This is a genomic window from Acidimicrobiales bacterium, from assembly GCA_035316325.1.
Lineage (GTDB): Bacteria > Actinomycetota > Acidimicrobiia > Acidimicrobiales > VFJN01 > DASXTK01.
The window spans coordinates 47,036-63,410 of the sequence record DATHJB010000033.1; the positions used below are offsets into that span (position 1 = coordinate 47,036).

Consider the following 16,375-nt stretch of genomic DNA (forward strand, 5'->3'; position numbering starts at 1 on the left):
CCGGGGGCGAGCGGGGCTACGCCCGGCTCGCGTAGAGCAGGATGCTGGGCCCGTTGACGTGGCCGGGGTCGTCGCCGCCGATGCGGATCTCGCTGTAGCCGAGCAGTTCGAGCACGGCGAGCAGGTCGTCCTGCTCCATCCACTGGGCGTGCGACTCGGGGCCGCCGCAGAAGCCGCCCCACTGGAGGGCCTCGAGGTAGTAGCGCGGGTGCAGGGTGATCTCGCGGTCCTGGAACGTGACCGTGCGCGACGGCTTCTCGAAGTGCTGGGCGATGCTCGGCGTCGACTGGACGGGGCCGGCGTCGTAGTAGTGCGTCCAGATGGCGATCTGGTCGGCCGCCCCCGCCATCAGCTCGAGCAGCCCGAGCGGATCGGTCGAGTGGTAGAGCACGCCGCTGGCGAGCAGCAGGTCGTAGTGCGCGCCCTGGTTGGCCTCGAGGTACTTCACGAAGTCGCCCAGGAGGAACGTGCACCCGGTCAGGCCCAGCAGCTCCTTGGCGATGAGGCACTTGAGGTAGGCGCGGGTGTTGGCCTCGACGGCCGTGACCGTGGCGCCGGCGGCGGCGAGCTGGTAGCTGTGGCCGGCCTCCAGCGGGCCCAGCTCGAGCACGCGGCGCCCGCTCAGGTCGCCGGTCTGCTCGAGCAGCCAGGTGATGCGCTTGTCGTCGAACAGCTCGACCGGCCCCGCCTCGACCGCGAGGCTGGCCGGCAACGCCGAGGACCACTCGCCCTTGAACACGTCCACGGCCACCTGCGGCGACGGCAGCTCACGGATGTACTCGTCGAGGATCCGAGCCGGTTCGGGCGCGGCAGCTGTCGGCGTCGCTTCGGTCGGCGCAGCGCTCCGTCGGCGGTTGAGCAGGCCACTGCGGGAAATTCTCATCGCGGCGAAGGTAGCAGGGCCTCTGGTCGCCGTTGACCGAAGCCAGCCGGGGATGACGCACCTATTTTCCCGGGTCGAATGAACCGTGCGGTGGCTTGGAGCGTTCCTGTACCGATGGAGAGCCTCGACCCGAGCGGGTTCTGCGACCGTGTGAGCGGCCGCCTGGTGGGGTCGCTGACCCTCTACTGCGGCGATCGCCATCTGGCCGAGGAGTTGGCGCAGGAAGCCCTCGCCCGTGCCTGGGAGCGCTGGCCAGCCGTGAGTCGCATGGCCTCACCCGAGGCTTGGACCTTTCGCACGGCGGTCAACCTGGCCAACTCGCGCTTCCGTCGACGCGGTGCCGAGCGGCGGGCGCACGACCGGCTGCAAGCGGAGCACGACGCCTCGGGCGAGCGTGACGACGCGACGATCCTGGCCGTGCGCGCGGCGGTACGGCAGCTTCCTCCACGTCAGCGCGCCGTCGTCGTCGCTCGTTGGTTCCTCGGCTACGACGTCGCCGAGACCGCAGAACTGCTCGACTGCGCGCCGGGGACCGTGAAATCCACGACACACAAGGCCTTGGCGCGGCTGCGCGCCAGCGGGTTGGCGGAGGCCACCGAGAGCGAGGAGCAGGTGCGATGACGGCGTTGACCGAGGTCCTGTCCAAGGCTGCGGGGCCGGAGCAGGTCGGCTTCACGAGCGAGGACATCCGGCGCTGTGTCACCCGCCGGCAGCGTCGCCGGCGCCGTGCCCGTCTCGCCGGCGCCGGCGTGCTGGTCGCCGTCGTCGGACTCACGGCAGCGTTCGGTCCGCTGTCGGACGGGGATTCGCCCGAGGAGGTCGAGACGGTGGCCGACGAACCGGAGCAGATCATCGGGCGTTGGGAGCTCACGAGCATCACTGGAATCGCGGCGATCGAAGAGCCGGCGTCGATCGAGTTCCGTGACGACGGGCGGCTCAAGGGCGATACGGGGTGCAACCAGTTCGGTTACAGATGGAGCATCGTGGACGGGAGGCTCGTCACCCACGGCGGCGGAGGGACGCTCATGTTGTGCACGAACCCGAGCGGCACCGTCGAACGTCTACTGCAGGAGATGTTGAGCGGAGATCCGGCCATCGCCCCATCCGACGACGAGGAGATCCCGCGGTCGGGCACGGAGCCCTGGACGACGCTGCGGCTCACCGCGCCGGACGGCTCCTTCGCCCTCTTCGAGCGCAGCCTGCCCTAGACGGAGGTGCCGGAGGTCCTCGCGTGGGCACGCACGAACGTCCACGGCAGGGGCGTCCGCACTGCGACCGTGTCGAAGTGCTCTTCGACGAGGGCGGTGAACGCGCGCCGCGACCAGTGCTGGATGTGGCCCGGCGTGTTGCCGAGATCACGGATGTACTTGCCGCGGGCCAGGTTGGCGATGCGCCAGATGGGCTCACGGGGGACCGACAGGACGACGTCGTCGCGCGCGACCCGGGCGATCTCCCGCAGCGCCGCCGACGGATGGGGCACGTGCTCGAGCACCTCGATGGCCATGACCAGATCGAACGACCGGTCAGCGAACGGCAGCCGGACGATGTCGGCGAAGGCGCCGTTCAACTTCTTCTCGTGCCACGCTTCGGCCAGCTGGGCATCCGGAAGGTCGATGCCGACGAGCTGTGCGGTGGGGAAGCGCTCACGCACCCGTTCGCTGATCTCACCCTCGCCGAGGCCCACCTCGAGGATGGTCGTGGGCTCTTCGCTCGGGAGCAGCTTGCCGAGACAGTCGAAGAAGCCGCCCATCAGCCGCGCTTCGACCGGGTTGGTCGAGGCGTACTTGTCGTAGGTGTTCCCCTTGGGGATGGCCGTCGTCGTCATAGGCCGTGGTCCTGCTGCATCCTCAGTATGCCATCGCCTTCAGACAACGGCGGGTCCGCACGCCGACGCGTGATCATCGCGACCGTAGCTCCCCTGGCGACGACGAGTTGGACGAGTGACGTCTCCCGCGCACCTGCGAGATCCCGGCGAGCGATGCCTCGGCGACCAGGCCCACCAGCCGGTGGACGGCGGACACCGCGGCCACCGTTCCCAGGCTGAGGCTCGGGATCGTCGCCAACAGAACCGTCTCGCGGACGCCCAGCCCACCGGGGACGACGAGCGCGAGGTAGCCGACGACCCAGCCGAGGCACATGGCGGCGGCGGCTTCGACCGCGCCCACATCGGCCACGTCGCGCAGGAGCACGACGAACGCGATCGAGAAGGCGGCCATGTTGCCGAGGGCCCAGGCGTAGCAGCGCAGGATCGCCTCCTGGGGCGGCAGGGCGTCGCCCTCGGGCAGGCGGCGCACGAAGCGACGCGCCACCCCGAGCAGCCAGCGCAGGACGCGGCGGTCGAGCACGACCACAGTGGCGAGGCTCGCGCCGGCGAGCAGCCGTCCCCAGGTGGGCAGGTCGCTGTCGAGCGCCAACGACGATCCCAGCGTGGTGCTCGCGGCGACGAAGCAGGCCGAGAAGACCGGCAGGCGCAGGGCCGCCACCGCCAGGCCGCCCTGCTCGGCCGAGAGCGCGACCTGGCTGGCCGTCTGCACGAAACCGCCTGCCGGCAGGTACTTCGTGAGCTGCGACAGGTAGATCCCCCTGGCCAGGGCGCGCCGGTCGGCATCGGGAGGGAACAGCGCGACCCAGGCACGGGCGCCACAGACCAGCGCGACGAGGTGCAGGCCGAGCGCCTCGGCGAGCACGACCGGGTTGGTGAGGTCGTCCTTGACCTCGTCGAACGAGGTGAACGCCGCGATCATCAGCCCGACCAGAGCCGCCAGCCCCAGCACGGCTTTCCACCGGGCCTTCTTCGGCCGGCTCGTGGTGCTCGGGGCAGCGACGGCCGTCTCGCCGCTGGTCACCTGCGTCGAGCCTGCACCAAGAGCACCGCGCCCTGCGTCGACTTGCTGCGGCGGTCGCTGAGCGCCACCACCGGTCCCAACGGCGCCAGCGCGTTGGGGGCGTACTTCCAGCGGTGCAGCCGCATGTAGACGCCCTGCGCCCAGACCTCGCGGAACAGGTACTCGGTGTTCTGCACCTCGAAGCCGGTGGCTTCGAGGAGGTCGGTGAGCTTGGCCTCGTCGTAGGTGTCGACGACGGCGTAGCGATCGCGGTGCCCCTCCGAGAGCGTGGGCCAGCGGTGCTCGGCGCACAGGGCGTCGGCCGAGAGGGCGAGTGAGCCGCCCGGGCGGGTGATGCGAGCCATCTCGGCCAGCGCCGCCTTGCCGTCGGGGAAGTGCTCGATGGCGCAGATCGACAGCGTGCCGTCGACGCTGTGGTCGGGGAACGGCAGCCGCAGGGCGTCACCCTTCACCAGGCCGGGGGGCTCGGGCAGGGTGCGTCCACGGTGCAGCTTGGCCTCGGCCAGGTCGATGGCGACCGTGTAGGCCCCCCGCTTGGCGAGCTCGGCGGCCCAGTAGCCGTCGCCGCCGGCGATGTCGACGATCGCCTTGCCGTGGACGTCGCCCAGAGCGTCCAGCAGCCAGGCGGACTCGCGGCGGCGCACGATGTGCACCTTGTGCCCGACGTAACCGACGGCCGTGCTTGCAAGACTGTTCATCGCGGGCTCCACGGCCGGGGAAAAGGGACGAGGGTAGTAGGCGTCACGGGCCGTCGACTCCGGCGACCTTGAAGACGGCTGAGGCGACGTCGTCCCAGGTCGGCGTCTCGTCACGGGTGCGGGCGGCCAGCTCGGGGAGGTGCTCGGCGCAACGCTCGATGGCGCTCGCCAACGACTTGGGATCGCCCGGCTCGGCGAGGGTGCCGTTGACCCCGTCGGTCACGGCCTCGATGATGCCGCCCACCGCGGTGGCGATCACCGGCCGGCCCGCCGACATGGCGACCGGCACGATGCCCGACTGGCTGGCGCTGCGGTAGGGGAGCAGCACCGCGTGGTGCGCCGCCAGGAGATCGCTCACCTCCGCGTCGGGGACGTAGCCGGGGTGCAGCTCCACCTGGTCGCCGAGGCCCAGGTCGTCGATCCGGCGATGCCAGGGTTCGACGTCCTCCCAGAACTCGCCGACCACGCTGAGCTGGGGGCGGATGCCGTGCTCGCCCAGCAGCACGAGGGCGTCGAGGGCCACGTCGAGACCTTTGTAGGGGCGCACGAAGCCGAAGAACAGCAGGCGCAGCGGGTCGGCCTCGGGCATCGGCTGGGGGGTCACCTCGATCAGCGGTGGCATCGGGGTGGTCACCGCCTCGACGTCGAGATCGAGGCGTCCCACCTCTTCGGCCACCGTCGACGCATGGTCGACCAGTCCGTCGCAGTGCCCCAGCACCCAGCGTGTCAAGGGCCGTTGCAGCGGCAGCCGTTCGTGGGGCACCGCGTTGTGCACCACGGCGACGCGCCGTGGGGTGGAGCCCGCGGCCCACATGATGACCCGATACGGCAGGGCGTGGAACGGCGTCGTCCAGGTGAGCGCCAGCACGTCGCTGTGCCGGGCGATGCGGCCGGCGCGCCACCACGAGAGGGGGTCCCACCAGCGGAGGTTGAAGCGTGCGGTGGGGTGCGGCGTGGCCGTGGCGTCGCGTTGCCGGTGCCGGAAGAGCAGCTTCGGATACTGGTGCTGCCAGGACAGCACGGTCACGTCGGCTCGCCTGGACAGGGCCGCGGTCAGGAAGCCGCCGTGCTGAGCGATGCCACTGCAGAAGGGGGGCACAGGGCCGATGAAGGTGATGCGCGTGCTCATCGTGGTCTCAGACCGGCCATCTTGTCATCCGCGGCGACCAGCTGTTCGTCGGTAGCCCGAATCGCCAGCGCGATCGCCTGTGCGGCGGCAGCCAGCACCACAAGACCGGCGATCACCAGGCCCGCGCCGATCATCTCGCCGGGCAGCGGCGACCACGCGACGACCGCTCGCACGCGTTCGCTCAGCGCGCTGTGCGGGGCGCCCCAGTAGTGGCCGAGCAGGGTCGTCACGCCGAAGCCCTGCATCACGAGGACGGCGACGAGCATGAGCAACGGCAGGCGCTGCAGCGAGCGGCGCATGAGGTTGGCCAGACCGAGGGCCACGACGACGGCGACACCGGCGAGGGCGCCGAACCAGTAGCGGCCCTGGAGCCCCGGCAGTCGCCCGGTGGTCGAGTAGGCGCGGAAGGCGTTGCCCATCTGCAGGGCGACGAGCATCAGCAGCGGTGCCGCGAGGATGAAGCGGTCGCCCGACAACGTCGAGCCGACCCGGTCGCTGCGCAGCAGGGCGAGAGCGATGGCGGCGATCACCACGACGGTGGCCACCCCGAAGACCGGGGCGGGGATGGCGGTGTCGAACCAGCCGAAGTCGCCCCAGAAGCGCCGCGTCGTCCGGTAGGCCCAGGTCCGGACGAACTCGTCCAGGTCGACCTTGATCTCCTCGGCAGGAGGGAGCAGCTCGCTGAAGCGGGATGGCGCGAGGTTGCCGTAGAGCACGAGGTTGCGCAGCCACCACCATCCACCGGTCACGAAGGCGGTGACGGCATAGATCGCACCCGTGTTGACGGCCGGTCGGAGGCTGTCGCGGCCGCCCCGGCGCAGCGCGATGAGCAGCGCGCCGCCGATCCACAGCGGGAGCACCACCGCGAAGCCCTTGGTGAGGGCGGTCATGCCGGTGAGCGCGCCGGCGAGCATCGCCGTGCGCGGGTTGAGGGCGCCCTTGGCGATGCGCAGGATGACGGGCGTCGACAGCCAGAACCCGAGCATAAGGAGGCTGTCGTTGTTGACGGCCGAACCGATGTGGGTGAACTGCGGGATCGTCAGCGGCACGAGTGCTGCGGCGATGCCGACCGCTCGGGGCAGGTTCAGCAGTTGGGCGATGCGCCAGATCACCAGCGGCAGCGGTGCCACCAACGCGATGCTCACGAGGCGGTAGATCCACACCTCGAGGTCGAAGGGCAGGTCGCCGCCGGTCACGGTCTCGACGGCCCGCTCGGTGTTGCCGGCCACCAGGTAGTAGAGCGGCGGGTGCTGCGAGTTCTGGTTGATGCCCGTCGGGCGGGGTGGTGTGTCGAGGTCCTCGATGGACGGTCGCTCGCCCTTCGGCGGCGCCTCGTCGCTCGTCAGGTGCGCCGACGAGCGTGGGATGTGGAAGAAGACCTCGTCGAGCGACTGCTGGAGGCCGGGGGCCAGGTCACGCTCGTCCCAGGCGGGATAGTCCCACTCCTCGGACATCACGTGCGCGAGGTCGGCGTGCTGCGGCTCGTCGGGGGCGCGGTAGGTCGGTAGCAGGACCGAGTAGCCGAGCAGGATCGTGAGGTGGAGCGCGGTGATGGTCCACACCAAGAGCGGTACGCGCCGCACGGTGGCGACCGCTCGCCGGCGGAGCGGCTCCCGGGCGGGGGTGGAGTCCTCGGCTGAGTCGGTACGCGGCAACGTGGTCGCGGTTGGCTCACTCAGTTGCAACTCTGACTCCGAACTTCCTGTCGGCCTGTGGGGAGGCACTGACGCCAGCCAGCCACCCTACAGGCGGTGACCAGGCGTCGCCGGACGACGCGGGAGGGGCCAGCGCTCGCGCGCTGGCCCCTCGCCGGATCGGATCCGTCCAGCTCGCCGGACGAACGTGGGTGCTAGCTGTGGCTGTCCACCGTGCCGACCTGCGTGGCCGAGCCGATGCCGTCCACTGCCGTGTCGGGACCGGCGGCCGAGCGCCCGGAGGCCTCGGGTGCCACGGGCAGGTACTCCCACAGGTCGATCTGACCGTTCGCGAAGTCGGGCGCGTAGTCCCAGATCGTCAGGCCGGCTTCGCCGAACCAGAAGACGTCCGAGTGCCCGTCGCCGAGGAAGTCCCCGGCCACCGCGGTCTGTGCCCCGTCGATGTTGCCGAACGCGGCGTTGAACTTGGTGCCGAGGAGGTAGTCGAAGATCGAGTCCGGACCGCTCGGGGAGAACCAGTAGATGTCCTCGCCCCTCCAGCCGTCGTTGAAGATGTCGACCTTGAGCGGCTCGTAGAAGCCGTTCACCGGCGTGGCGATGCTGGTGTAGTTGAAGGTGTTGACCTTGTAGTCCCAGAGGGAGTCGGGGCCGGTGCCTTCCTTGTACCAGAAGATGTCGTCGGTGTTGTCCTTGCCGAACGACCCGGAGATCGGCGTGTAGCTGCCGTTCACCGTGCGGGGGATGGCCGTGTACGCGCCGTTGGCGTTGTACTCCCACAGGGAGTCCGCCCCGGTGCCCGCCTTGTACCAGAGGATGTCGTCGACGTGGTCGCCGGTGTAGTCACCGACCACCGGCTCGTAGTAGCCGTTCACCGTGTAGGGCTTCGACGTGTGTGACGTCCACGCGGGGAAGTTCCACACGAAGTCCGCCGTCGGGCCCGGCGCGTACCAGAGGATCTCGTCGAAGGCATCGCCGTCGAAGTTTCCGACGAACGGAGAGTAGGTACCGTTCACCTGGTGGTTCGTGAGCTCTGTCGATGTGATCTCGCCGCCGCTGTTGCCGTTGTTGGTCAACGAGACCAGGTAGTCGGTCGCAGGACCGGCTGTGTACTCGAATATCTCGTCACGGGAATCGCCCACGAAGTTGCCGCTCAGGAGAGCCGTTCCGGGACCCTCCTGCGCGCCCGCCGGCGTCGGCACGCTGAGTGCCGCCGTGCTCGCTGCGATCGCGGCCGCCGTTGCGGCGGCCACGAACCTGCCTGTCTTCATCTCACCCTCCCCCGCCACGCCCCAACGGCGTGAGCGGGGCGACCATAGACGGAGAGTGGTCATGGCGTGCAGCGCGGATCAGGCAGGCTCTGAACCACGTGGTCACCGCCGGTGGCTAGTGTGGCCCGCCATGGGTCGCACGGCGGGATCCTCTGCTGACTCCTCTGGCGCCTTCGCGCCTGGTCACGACCGGCGTGTCGGCGCGTCGTTCGCGTCGCGTCGCGTCCGTCTGGGCGTGGCGGGCGCCCTCTTGACGTTGCTGTGCGGCGGGCTGGTCGCGTTGCTCGCGACACCGCCGTTCATGCCCGCGGACGAGAGCGGTCACGCCGGCTACGCGCTCGAAGTGGTCGACGGGGACCTGCCGACGACGGACGAGATGGTCGAGGTCGAACTGCCGGGCCAGAAGCCGACCCGGATGTTCGTGGCGAACCATCCGCCGCTCTACTACGTGCTCGTCGGGCCGGTGCTGGCGTGGGGACGCGACAGCGACCACGCGTACGCCGGGATCCGCCTGGCGAAGGGGTTCTCGCTCGCGCTCGCCGGGGGCACGGTGGTCGGTGCCGCGGCGATGGCGGGGGTGTTGGTGCGCAGGCGCCGAGCCGAGGCGATGGTGCTGACCGCGGGGTTGACCGCGACCGTGCCGACGCTCGTGTTCACGTCGACCGCGGTGCACAACGACCTGCTGGCGGTGTTCGCGGGCGTGGTCGCCTACTCCGCCGCCCTGGCCGCGCTGGTCAGCGGCCCGCGCCGGTCGCACGTGCTGCTGGTCTGCCTGGGCGCGGCCGTCACGATGGCGACGCGGTTCTCGGGCCTCGGCGTGGTGCTGCTGGCCGCTGCCGGTCTCGGTGCCGCCTTCCTGTTCCACAACGCCGGCAGCTGGCGGCGTCGCCTGGGCGCAGGGGTGCTGTTCGGTGCGGCCCCGCTGGTCAGCGCCCTGGTGGCAGCCGGTTGGTACTACCAGCGCAACAAGCGCCTCTACGGCGACTACGCGGGGATCAACGACAACATCGAGTTCCTGCAGCGCGCCGACAGGTACACCCTGGTCGGGTACCTCACCGATCGCCTCAGCCTGCCCGACCTGCTGACGCGGATGGAGGGCGGCGGGGGCTGGCGCGGCACGCCCTACTTCGGGTGGTACGACCGCAAGCTGCTGGCGGTCGTCGTGGCGGCCGTCGCGCTGGGCGCGCTGCTGCGCGCGGCCGGCGGCCTGCGGTCGTGGATCGTGAGCCGCCGAGAAGGCCGTACACCCGCCCGCCCGCTCGACGACCTACCGATCACCGTGCGGTTGACGGTCGTGACGATGCTCCTGGGTCTGCCGTTGCTGCTCTGGGTCCAGCTCGCCGGGTTCGTCTCCCAGACCGGTGCGCCGCACCCGCGCTACATGTTCGCCGCGATCCCGGTGCTGGCGTTGCTGATCGCGCTGGCGTTGCTGGGCTTCCCCCGCCGGCTCGCCGGCCTGGTGGGGACGGCGATCGTGGCGTTCCAGGTCGTCCTGATCGTCACGACGACGGGGCGCTTCGTCAGCCGGCGCCTGGGTGCTCCCCCGGCGAACCCCCTCCGGCAGGTCCGCGACGCCTTGGAGCACGCGGGCATCCCGAACCCGTGGCTCGCGCTCGGCCTGCTCGGCACCGGCGCCGCGGCCGGCATCGCCCTGCAGCTCGTCGCCGTGTGGAAGCCGGCCGAGGTGCAGCTCGCCGCCGCGGGCCCTGGGGTGCTGGACCTCTCGGCGGACTCGGCCGACTCGGCCGACTCGGGTGGCGCGACCGGCGCCAACGGTGCGGATGGCACCGGCCCCACCCTGCCTCAGGTCTCGGTGCCGTCGACCTGATCGTCGGCGCTGGTCGCGCTCTCGGGCGACGTCGACACCTGGTTGCGGAGCACGAGCGCCACGGCGAAGGCGGCGGCGACACCTCCGGTGGGCACGGCCGGGATCACGTAGCGCAGGTCGTACTGGGCGGTGAACGGCGGGATCACGACCAGCGCCATCGTCACGCCCCAGAACAGCGCCACCGGCCAGACGAGCTCGGGCTTGCGTCGCAGCGCCAGCACGAGGCCGACACCACCGGCCACCAGCAGCATCAGCAGGAAGGGCCCGCGCACCGCGAAGACGCGCTGGTACTGCGTCATCCACTCGGCGAACGGCTCGATGCGGCGGGTGTCGGCGGCCCCGTGCTCGTACTCGGTGGTGTCCTGCCGGGCGGTGAGGTCGGGGACGAAGACCCGGTCGGGGATCGGGAACAGGTTCTCGCCGAACGGGAACTGTGAGTAGGCGGTGACGTTCGGGAAGGGCTCACGGCCCCACTGGAACGTGCGCACCAGGTCGTTCCAGCCGACCCGCAGGTAGTCGATCGGCTGCGCCAGGATCGTGGCACGTGCGAACTCGCCGGCCGGGCCGTTGCGGTCGGCGGAGAAGCGCTCCACCGGCAGCATCGGCTCCTGCTGCGTCCCCGGGATGTCGTTCAACGGCGACCGGTGCCACAGGTAGTTCGACGAGACGTCGCCGCGCGCCGACGGGTCGCTGTCCTCGCACATGACGGCGAGGTCCTCGGGCGGGTCGATCTTGTCGCAGTCGGCGAAGATCGCGACGCGGCTGTAGAGGAAGATGCCGTCGCTGGTCGACAGCGCGAACTGGCCGTGCACCGATTGGAACCAGGCCGCGTAGCCGAGCAGGGGCAGTGCCGCGGCGGCGCCGAAGGCGACCACGGGTCGCCAGCCGACCCGCCACACGAGCAGCAGGAGCAGCCCGAACGCCAGGACGGGCAGGCCGACCACCCGGGTCAGGGTGGCGCCCGCCAGCAGCAGCCCTGCCGCCGCCGTGATCGGCCACGACGGGTCGGGCCGCCAGGCCAGCAACACGATGCCGCCGACCAGCAGGATCGTGAACAGGGTGTCGGACAGGACGACGTGCTCGAGTTGCACCTGGTTGGCGTCGAGCAGCTGTGGCAGCGCGCCGAGGGCTGCGAGCCAGCCGGGCAGCCCCCAGTGGCGCAGCAGCGCGTAGAGCATCACCGCGATGCCCAGGCCCATGAGGTGCTGCGCCACCGTGACCAGGGCGAAGCTGTGGAACGGCTCCATGATCCGCAACATGGCGCTGTAGCCGTTCGGCCGGATGGGGTACGGGTCGAAGCGGCGGGCGACGCCCACGTACTCGAAGGCGTCGTTGAACCACATCGCCGGGCGGAACCCGAGCACGGCGATCGCCCGCACCAGCGCGCCGGCGGCGAGCGCGGCGACGAAGGGGCGATGCCGGCCGACGGCGTCGAGCACGACGACCGCGCGGGACCGCGGCACCCGCTCGCCGGTGTCGGCGGCGGCGTCGCCGTCGCCGTCGGAGGGGGTCGACGTGCCGGGACTGCGCGCCTCGTCCGGTGTGTCCACTGCCGCTGTCCGCATCCGAAGCCCGCCGAGTCGTCTAGGTGATGCTGCCGTCGGACAGGTAGACGGGCGGGATGAAGTCGACCGTGTGCGGCCCGAAGTTGGGGTTGTAGTACGGGTCGGGGTCGAAGGTGTGCAGCCAGCGGTCGTCGAGCAGGTGGTGCTCCCAGTCGACGACCTTGGGCGAACGGCTGGACGACTCGAAGTGGTAGAGCTGCGCGTCGGGGTCGAGCACCACGCGGTAGCCCTGCGCCCGCAGCTTGAGGCAGTAGTCCATGTCGTTGAAGTTGACGGGGAACCGCTGCGACAGGCCGCCGACCTGCTCGAACACCGCCCGGCGCGACATCACGCAGGCGCCGGTGACCGCGGTGTAGTTGGCCGCGACCAGGGCGTTGGCGTAGTAGCCGGTGTGGTCGCGGGCGAACCCGCGGTACACGTGCCCGGGGCCCGACGGCAGGAACACCACGCCGGTGTGCTGGATGCGCCCGTCGCCGAAGAAGAGCTTCGCACCGACTGCGCCGACACCGGGCTGGCGCGAGTACATCACCATCCGCTCGATCCAGTCGGGCGAGATGACCTCCATGTCGTCGTTGAGCATGAGGAGGTGCTCGCCCTGGCTGGCGATGGCGCCGACGTTGATCTTCTGCGAGTAGTGGAACGGGCGCGAGAACGGCACGATGCGCAACCGGTCACCGGCGATCTCGACCAGCTCGTCGCGCACGTCGGGCTGCACGCTGTCGTCGACGACGACGATCAGCTCGTAGTTCGAGTAGGTGGACGTCCGGACGACGCTGCGCACGCAGTGCGTGATCAGGGTGACGCCTTCGGCCCTGACCTCGCGGGGCGTGCCCGCGGTGGGGATGACGATGCTGACCAGGGGCTGCTCTCGCAGGGCCGGCTGCAGGTGGTACACGCCGCCCAGTGTCGGGTCGGCGACGACGGTGGCCTCGAAGCCGATCCGGTCGCAGTGGGCCTGCAGCGCCCGCGTGCCCGCCTCGAAGGCGTAGGGCTTGGCTTCCTGGGCGTTGGCGCTGGCGGTCGACGTGGGCAGCGTGCGCCAGTGGTAGAGCACCTTGGGCACGTGCACGACGTCACGGGCCTGCTCGGTGACCCGCAGCACCAGGTCCCAGTCCTGTGAGCCCTCGAAGCCGTCGTGGAAGCCGCCGACCTCCTCGACGAGGCTGCGCCGCAGCACGCTCATGTGGCACGTGTACATCTGCGTGCGGAACCGGTCGGGGGACCAGGCGGGCTTGAAGAACGCGGCCGAGTGCCGGCCCTGCTCGTCGATCTTGTCCTCGTCGGTGTAGGCGTAGTCGGCCTCGGGCGTGGCCTCGAGCTTCTCGTGCACCAGGAGCAGGGCGTCGGGGTGCAGCTCGTCGTCGTGGTCGAGCAGCGCCACGAACTCGCCGCTCGCCATGGCCAGGGCGTCGTTCGAGGCGGCCACGATGCCGCCGTTGGCGGCGCGGCGCCCGATCCGCACCCGGGGGTCCTTCTTGGCGGCCTTCTGCAGGATCTCCTGCACGTGTGGCGACGGCGATGCGTCGTCGACCAGGCAGTGCTCCCAGTCGCCGAAGGTCTGGGCCTGCACCGACGCGAGCATCGCCTCGAGGACGGCGGGTGGCGGGTCGTAGACGGGTGTGACGATGGAGAAGCGGGGCACCAGCTACTGACCCGGCCGTCGGATCTTGCGCACCGGCGCGCCCGCGGCCCAGACCATGCGCCACGACCTCGAGCCCAGGATGGCCTCGAGGCGCTGCCGCATGCTCTCGTACTGCTGGATGTGGGCGTCCATCTCGGCGATGCGGCCCCGTGCGCCACCGAGCTCGGCGTCCTTGCCGATCACCTCGTCGCGCAGGCGCAGGACCTCTTCCTTGAGCTCGGCCTGCTGCCTGCGAAGCGCGGCGACCTCGGAATCCTCGGTATCGAGCAAGCCCAGTTTCTCCTGGAGGTCGAGGACCTTGGTCCGTACCTCGGTGACCTCTTCGTGGAGGCGCCACCAGGCACGGTCGTAGTCGCGGACGTAGTCGGCGGTGGTGCCGGGATGCCGTACGTACAGCGCGGCCCAGGGCGTGAGGTACGAGGCGTCGTAGTCGAACTCGCGCACGAACCCGTTGGCCGCCATGATCGACGACCAGTACTCGGGCGGTTGCACGTTGAAGTGCGTCGGCTCGCCGTAGTCGAACGGCGACGACGAGAACAGCACCCGGTCGGCGGCCGAGCACAGGTTGGCGATCGCGGCGCGGGCATCGGCCGCGGGCAGGTGCTCGATCACCTCGACGCACGTGACCAGGTCGAAGCGGCGGCCGATCGGCTCGGTCAGCGAGGCCACCCAGCAGTGCTCGCGCACCTCCTCGGGCATCTGCGAGATGGCGTACTCGGAGATGTCGACACCGGCGGCGTCGACGCCCCGGTTGCGCAACTGCTCGACCAGCAGGCCGATCGCGCAGCCCGCGTCGAGCACGGTGGCCGGCTTGAGGTCGTCCACGATGTGGCCGGCGATGCCCCCGAAGAAGTTGAGCCAGTGCTCGGACCGCTCGTACGGGATGCCGCAGTCGTGGGCGTAGTAGTACTCGCCGAACGTCTTGCCATCGACCGCCGCAGGTGTCGGCGATTGCTTGTCTGCGGCCGCGCCGACCGTGACACCGGTGGCGTCGTGTTCGGCCGTGGGGGTGGGTTCGGGCACGGGCGGCGAGTTTACCGTTGACGACGGCGCCTGCCGGAACGGGCGCCACCGGTGGGTCTTCAAGCCCTCGACGAGCGGAGCTATAGTCGCCGGGTTCTGCGATTGCGGCAGGAGCCGATGTGATCGCCCGACCGAGCGGGTGGGCACCCAGCGTGAGCGAGAGTCAAACCGAGTCGTGGGACGGGCCCCAGCTCGACGTGAGCATCCTCGTCCCGGTGCTCAACGAGGCCGTCACCCTGGTGACGGTCGTCGAAGAGATCGAGACGGCGTTCACCGAGCTGCCTGACCTGGCCTTCGAGGTCGTCTTCATCGACGACGGCAGCACCGACGAGAGCTGGAAGACGATCTCCGAGCTCGCCGCCGGCCACCCGGCGGTCCGGGGCGTGAGGCTGCGCCGCAACCTCGGCAAGGCCGCGGCGCTGAAGGTGGGCGTCGAGACGTCGACGGGCAAGGTCATAGTGACCATGGACGCCGACCTCCAGGACGACGCCGCCGAGCTGCCCCGGTTCCTCGAGGAGCTCGACACCGGCTACGACCTGGTCTCCGGCTGGAAGCACGACCGCAAGGACCCGCTGGGCAAGCGCCTGCCGTCGAAGGTCTTCAACTCGATCACCGGCATCGTCACCGGGGTGCGCCTGCACGACCACAACTGCGGCTTCAAGGCGGCCAGCCGCCAGGTCTACGAGCAGGTGCCGCTGTACGGCGAGCTGCACCGCTACGTGCCGGTCACGGCGTTCAGCCTCGGCTACCGCATCGGCGAGATCCCTGTGAACCACCGTCCCCGGACGCACGGCAAGTCGAAGTACGGCATCGAGCGCTACGTGCGCGGCTTCCTCGACCTGCTCACCGTGTTCATGCTGACCCGCTACGGGCGCCGCCCGGGCCACCTCTTCGGCGGCGCGGGCATCATCTTCGGGGTCGTGGGCTTCCTGGTCCTCGCCTACCTCAGCGGGGTCTGGGCTTTCACCGACCAGCCGATCGGCACCCGGCCACTGCTCTTCTTCGGCATCCTGCTCGAGGTGGTGGCGGTGCAGCTCGTGTCGCTGGGCGTGCTCTCCGAGCTGGTGCAGAGCCGCACGGCCGACCGCTCGCTGGTCGATCCGGTCATCGACGACACGGAGCTGACCCGATGATCCGCCGCGCCTACGTGCGGGTCAGCCGTCTCGGCGCCGCCGCCCTCGACCGACTCGGCGTGCTGGGCTGGCTGTCCCGGCGACGCAGCCCCTTCGGCCGGCACGTCTACTCGCTGTTCGCCATCTACGACGTCGACCGCATGATCGCCGTCGGCCTGCCGTGGTGGACCTACGGGGCGATCGCCGAGGTCGACGACTTCCTGAGCGGGCGCCGCGGCGACGTGCGGGTCTTCGAGTTCGGTGCCGGTGCCAGCACCCTGTGGCTGGCCGAACGGGCGACCGAGGTGCACTCGGTCGAGCACGACCTCTCCTTCGTGCAGATCCTCGAACCGCGGCTGAAGCGCCACGACAACGTCGACCTGCGGGGGGTCGAGGCCGGCGAGCGCACGGACGACTCCACCGCGGTGTCCGAGCGCAAGGGTCACGAGCAGCTCGACTTCGCCGACTACGTCCGGACCATCGACGACGTCGGCGGCCTGTTCGACCTGATCGTGGTCGACGGCCGGGCCCGGTCCGCCTGCCTGCAGGCGGCTCTCCCGCACCTGGCCGACGACGGCATGGTGGTCTTCGACAACGCCGGCCGCAGCCGCTACGCCGCGGCGATCGCCGGGTCGGGCATCGAGGTCGACGTCAAGCGCGGTTGGGCACCCAGCCTCCCTTACCGCGAGGCGACGGCCTTGCTGCGGAAGCCGGCCTGACCCGCGG

Annotated in this window: 15 protein-coding genes; 5 read left to right on the top strand and 10 right to left on the bottom strand. The window is 70.5% G+C overall.

Annotation, left to right across the window (positions count from 1 at the left end):
• Nucleotides 1-16 precede the first annotated feature (16 nt).
• Nucleotides 17-883 carry a hypothetical protein gene (locus VK611_04660; protein HMG40593.1) on the bottom strand — a complete coding sequence of 289 codons (867 nt, stop codon included), beginning with the start codon at nucleotides 881-883 and terminating at the stop codon, nucleotides 17-19.
• A 114-nt stretch (nucleotides 884-997) separates the two neighbouring features.
• Between VK611_04660 and VK611_04665 the strand changes: the two genes are divergently transcribed.
• On the top strand, nucleotides 998-1,504 hold the full coding sequence (locus tag VK611_04665) for a sigma-70 family RNA polymerase sigma factor (protein ID HMG40594.1): 507 nt from the start codon (nucleotides 998-1,000) through the stop codon (nucleotides 1,502-1,504).
• The gene (locus tag VK611_04670) at nucleotides 1,501-2,091 is read left to right on the top strand and encodes an META domain-containing protein (protein HMG40595.1); all 591 of its coding nucleotides are present in this window, start codon (nucleotides 1,501-1,503) and stop codon (nucleotides 2,089-2,091) included. The genes VK611_04665 and VK611_04670 overlap by 4 nt, the downstream gene beginning before the upstream one ends.
• Here VK611_04670 and VK611_04675 read toward each other — a convergent pair.
• The 6 genes from VK611_04675 to VK611_04700 form a co-directional block, all read right to left on the bottom strand.
• Nucleotides 2,088-2,708 (bottom strand): class I SAM-dependent methyltransferase, encoded by a 621-nt coding sequence (locus VK611_04675; GenBank protein HMG40596.1) that lies wholly within the window; start codon nucleotides 2,706-2,708, stop codon nucleotides 2,088-2,090. The genes VK611_04670 and VK611_04675 overlap by 4 nt on opposite strands.
• A gap of 73 nt (nucleotides 2,709-2,781) precedes the next feature.
• Nucleotides 2,782-3,729, bottom strand: a complete 948-nt coding sequence (locus VK611_04680) for a hypothetical protein (protein ID HMG40597.1) — start codon at nucleotides 3,727-3,729, stop codon at nucleotides 2,782-2,784.
• The gene (locus tag VK611_04685; GenBank protein HMG40598.1) at nucleotides 3,726-4,427 is read right to left on the bottom strand and encodes a class I SAM-dependent methyltransferase; all 702 of its coding nucleotides are present in this window, start codon (nucleotides 4,425-4,427) and stop codon (nucleotides 3,726-3,728) included. The genes VK611_04680 and VK611_04685 overlap by 4 nt, the downstream gene beginning before the upstream one ends.
• 43 nt (nucleotides 4,428-4,470) lie before the next feature.
• Nucleotides 4,471-5,556 (bottom strand): glycosyltransferase, encoded by a 1,086-nt coding sequence (locus VK611_04690; protein ID HMG40599.1) that lies wholly within the window; start codon nucleotides 5,554-5,556, stop codon nucleotides 4,471-4,473.
• Nucleotides 5,553-7,139, bottom strand: a complete 1,587-nt coding sequence (locus tag VK611_04695) for a DUF2142 domain-containing protein (protein ID HMG40600.1) — start codon at nucleotides 7,137-7,139, stop codon at nucleotides 5,553-5,555. Before VK611_04695 ends, VK611_04690 begins: the two co-directional genes overlap by 4 nt.
• Nucleotides 7,140-7,405: 266 nt before the next feature.
• Nucleotides 7,406-8,479, bottom strand: coding sequence for a hypothetical protein (locus tag VK611_04700; protein HMG40601.1), 1,074 nt, complete (start codon nucleotides 8,477-8,479; stop codon nucleotides 7,406-7,408).
• Nucleotides 8,480-8,714: 235 nt separating this feature from the next.
• On the opposite strand from VK611_04700, the gene VK611_04705 reads away from it, so the two are divergent.
• Entirely contained in the window at nucleotides 8,715-10,307 is a 1,593-nt protein-coding gene (locus tag VK611_04705; GenBank protein HMG40602.1) for a hypothetical protein, read from the top strand.
• Here VK611_04705 and VK611_04710 read toward each other — a convergent pair.
• Genes VK611_04710 through VK611_04720 form a run of 3 tightly spaced genes read right to left on the bottom strand, consistent with a single transcriptional unit; the run spans nucleotide 10,283 to nucleotide 14,537 of the window.
• Nucleotides 10,283-11,872: a hypothetical protein gene (locus tag VK611_04710; GenBank protein ID HMG40603.1), complete on the bottom strand. Its 1,590-nt coding sequence runs from the start codon at nucleotides 11,870-11,872 to the stop codon at nucleotides 10,283-10,285. The genes VK611_04705 and VK611_04710 overlap by 25 nt on opposite strands.
• 19 nt (nucleotides 11,873-11,891) lie before the next feature.
• Nucleotides 11,892-13,514: a glycosyltransferase gene (locus VK611_04715; protein ID HMG40604.1), complete on the bottom strand. Its 1,623-nt coding sequence runs from the start codon at nucleotides 13,512-13,514 to the stop codon at nucleotides 11,892-11,894.
• Between the two features lie 3 nt (nucleotides 13,515-13,517).
• The gene (locus VK611_04720; protein HMG40605.1) at nucleotides 13,518-14,537 is read right to left on the bottom strand and encodes a methyltransferase domain-containing protein; all 1,020 of its coding nucleotides are present in this window, start codon (nucleotides 14,535-14,537) and stop codon (nucleotides 13,518-13,520) included.
• A gap of 152 nt (nucleotides 14,538-14,689) precedes the next feature.
• Here VK611_04720 and VK611_04725 point away from each other — a divergent pair, with 152 nt between their 5' ends.
• A complete protein-coding gene (locus VK611_04725; protein HMG40606.1) occupies nucleotides 14,690-15,670 on the top strand; it encodes a glycosyltransferase family 2 protein in 981 nt (326 codons plus the stop codon).
• On the top strand, nucleotides 15,667-16,368 hold the full coding sequence (locus VK611_04730) for a class I SAM-dependent methyltransferase (protein ID HMG40607.1): 702 nt from the start codon (nucleotides 15,667-15,669) through the stop codon (nucleotides 16,366-16,368). The genes VK611_04725 and VK611_04730 overlap by 4 nt, the downstream gene beginning before the upstream one ends.
• Nucleotides 16,369-16,375: the final 7 nt, after the last annotated feature.

Bases quoted from the DNA above. Each gene is read 5' to 3' on its own strand.
- VK611_04660 (HMG40593.1), bottom strand. From the start codon at position 883: ATGAGAATTTCCCGCAGTGGCCTGCTCAACCGCCGACGGAGCGCTGCG.
- VK611_04730 (HMG40607.1), top strand. From the start codon at position 15,667: ATGATCCGCCGCGCCTACGTGCGGGTCAGCCGTCTCGGCGCCGCCGCC.
- VK611_04700 (HMG40601.1), bottom strand. From the start codon at position 8,479: ATGAAGACAGGCAGGTTCGTGGCCGCCGCAACGGCGGCCGCGATCGCA.
- VK611_04665 (HMG40594.1), top strand. From the start codon at position 998: ATGGAGAGCCTCGACCCGAGCGGGTTCTGCGACCGTGTGAGCGGCCGC.
- VK611_04690 (HMG40599.1), bottom strand. From the start codon at position 5,556: ATGAGCACGCGCATCACCTTCATCGGCCCTGTGCCCCCCTTCTGCAGT.
- VK611_04670 (HMG40595.1), top strand. From the start codon at position 1,501: ATGACGGCGTTGACCGAGGTCCTGTCCAAGGCTGCGGGGCCGGAGCAG.
- VK611_04685 (HMG40598.1), bottom strand. From the start codon at position 4,427: ATGAACAGTCTTGCAAGCACGGCCGTCGGTTACGTCGGGCACAAGGTG.
- VK611_04675 (HMG40596.1), bottom strand. From the start codon at position 2,708: ATGACGACGACGGCCATCCCCAAGGGGAACACCTACGACAAGTACGCC.
- VK611_04710 (HMG40603.1), bottom strand. From the start codon at position 11,872: ATGCGGACAGCGGCAGTGGACACACCGGACGAGGCGCGCAGTCCCGGC.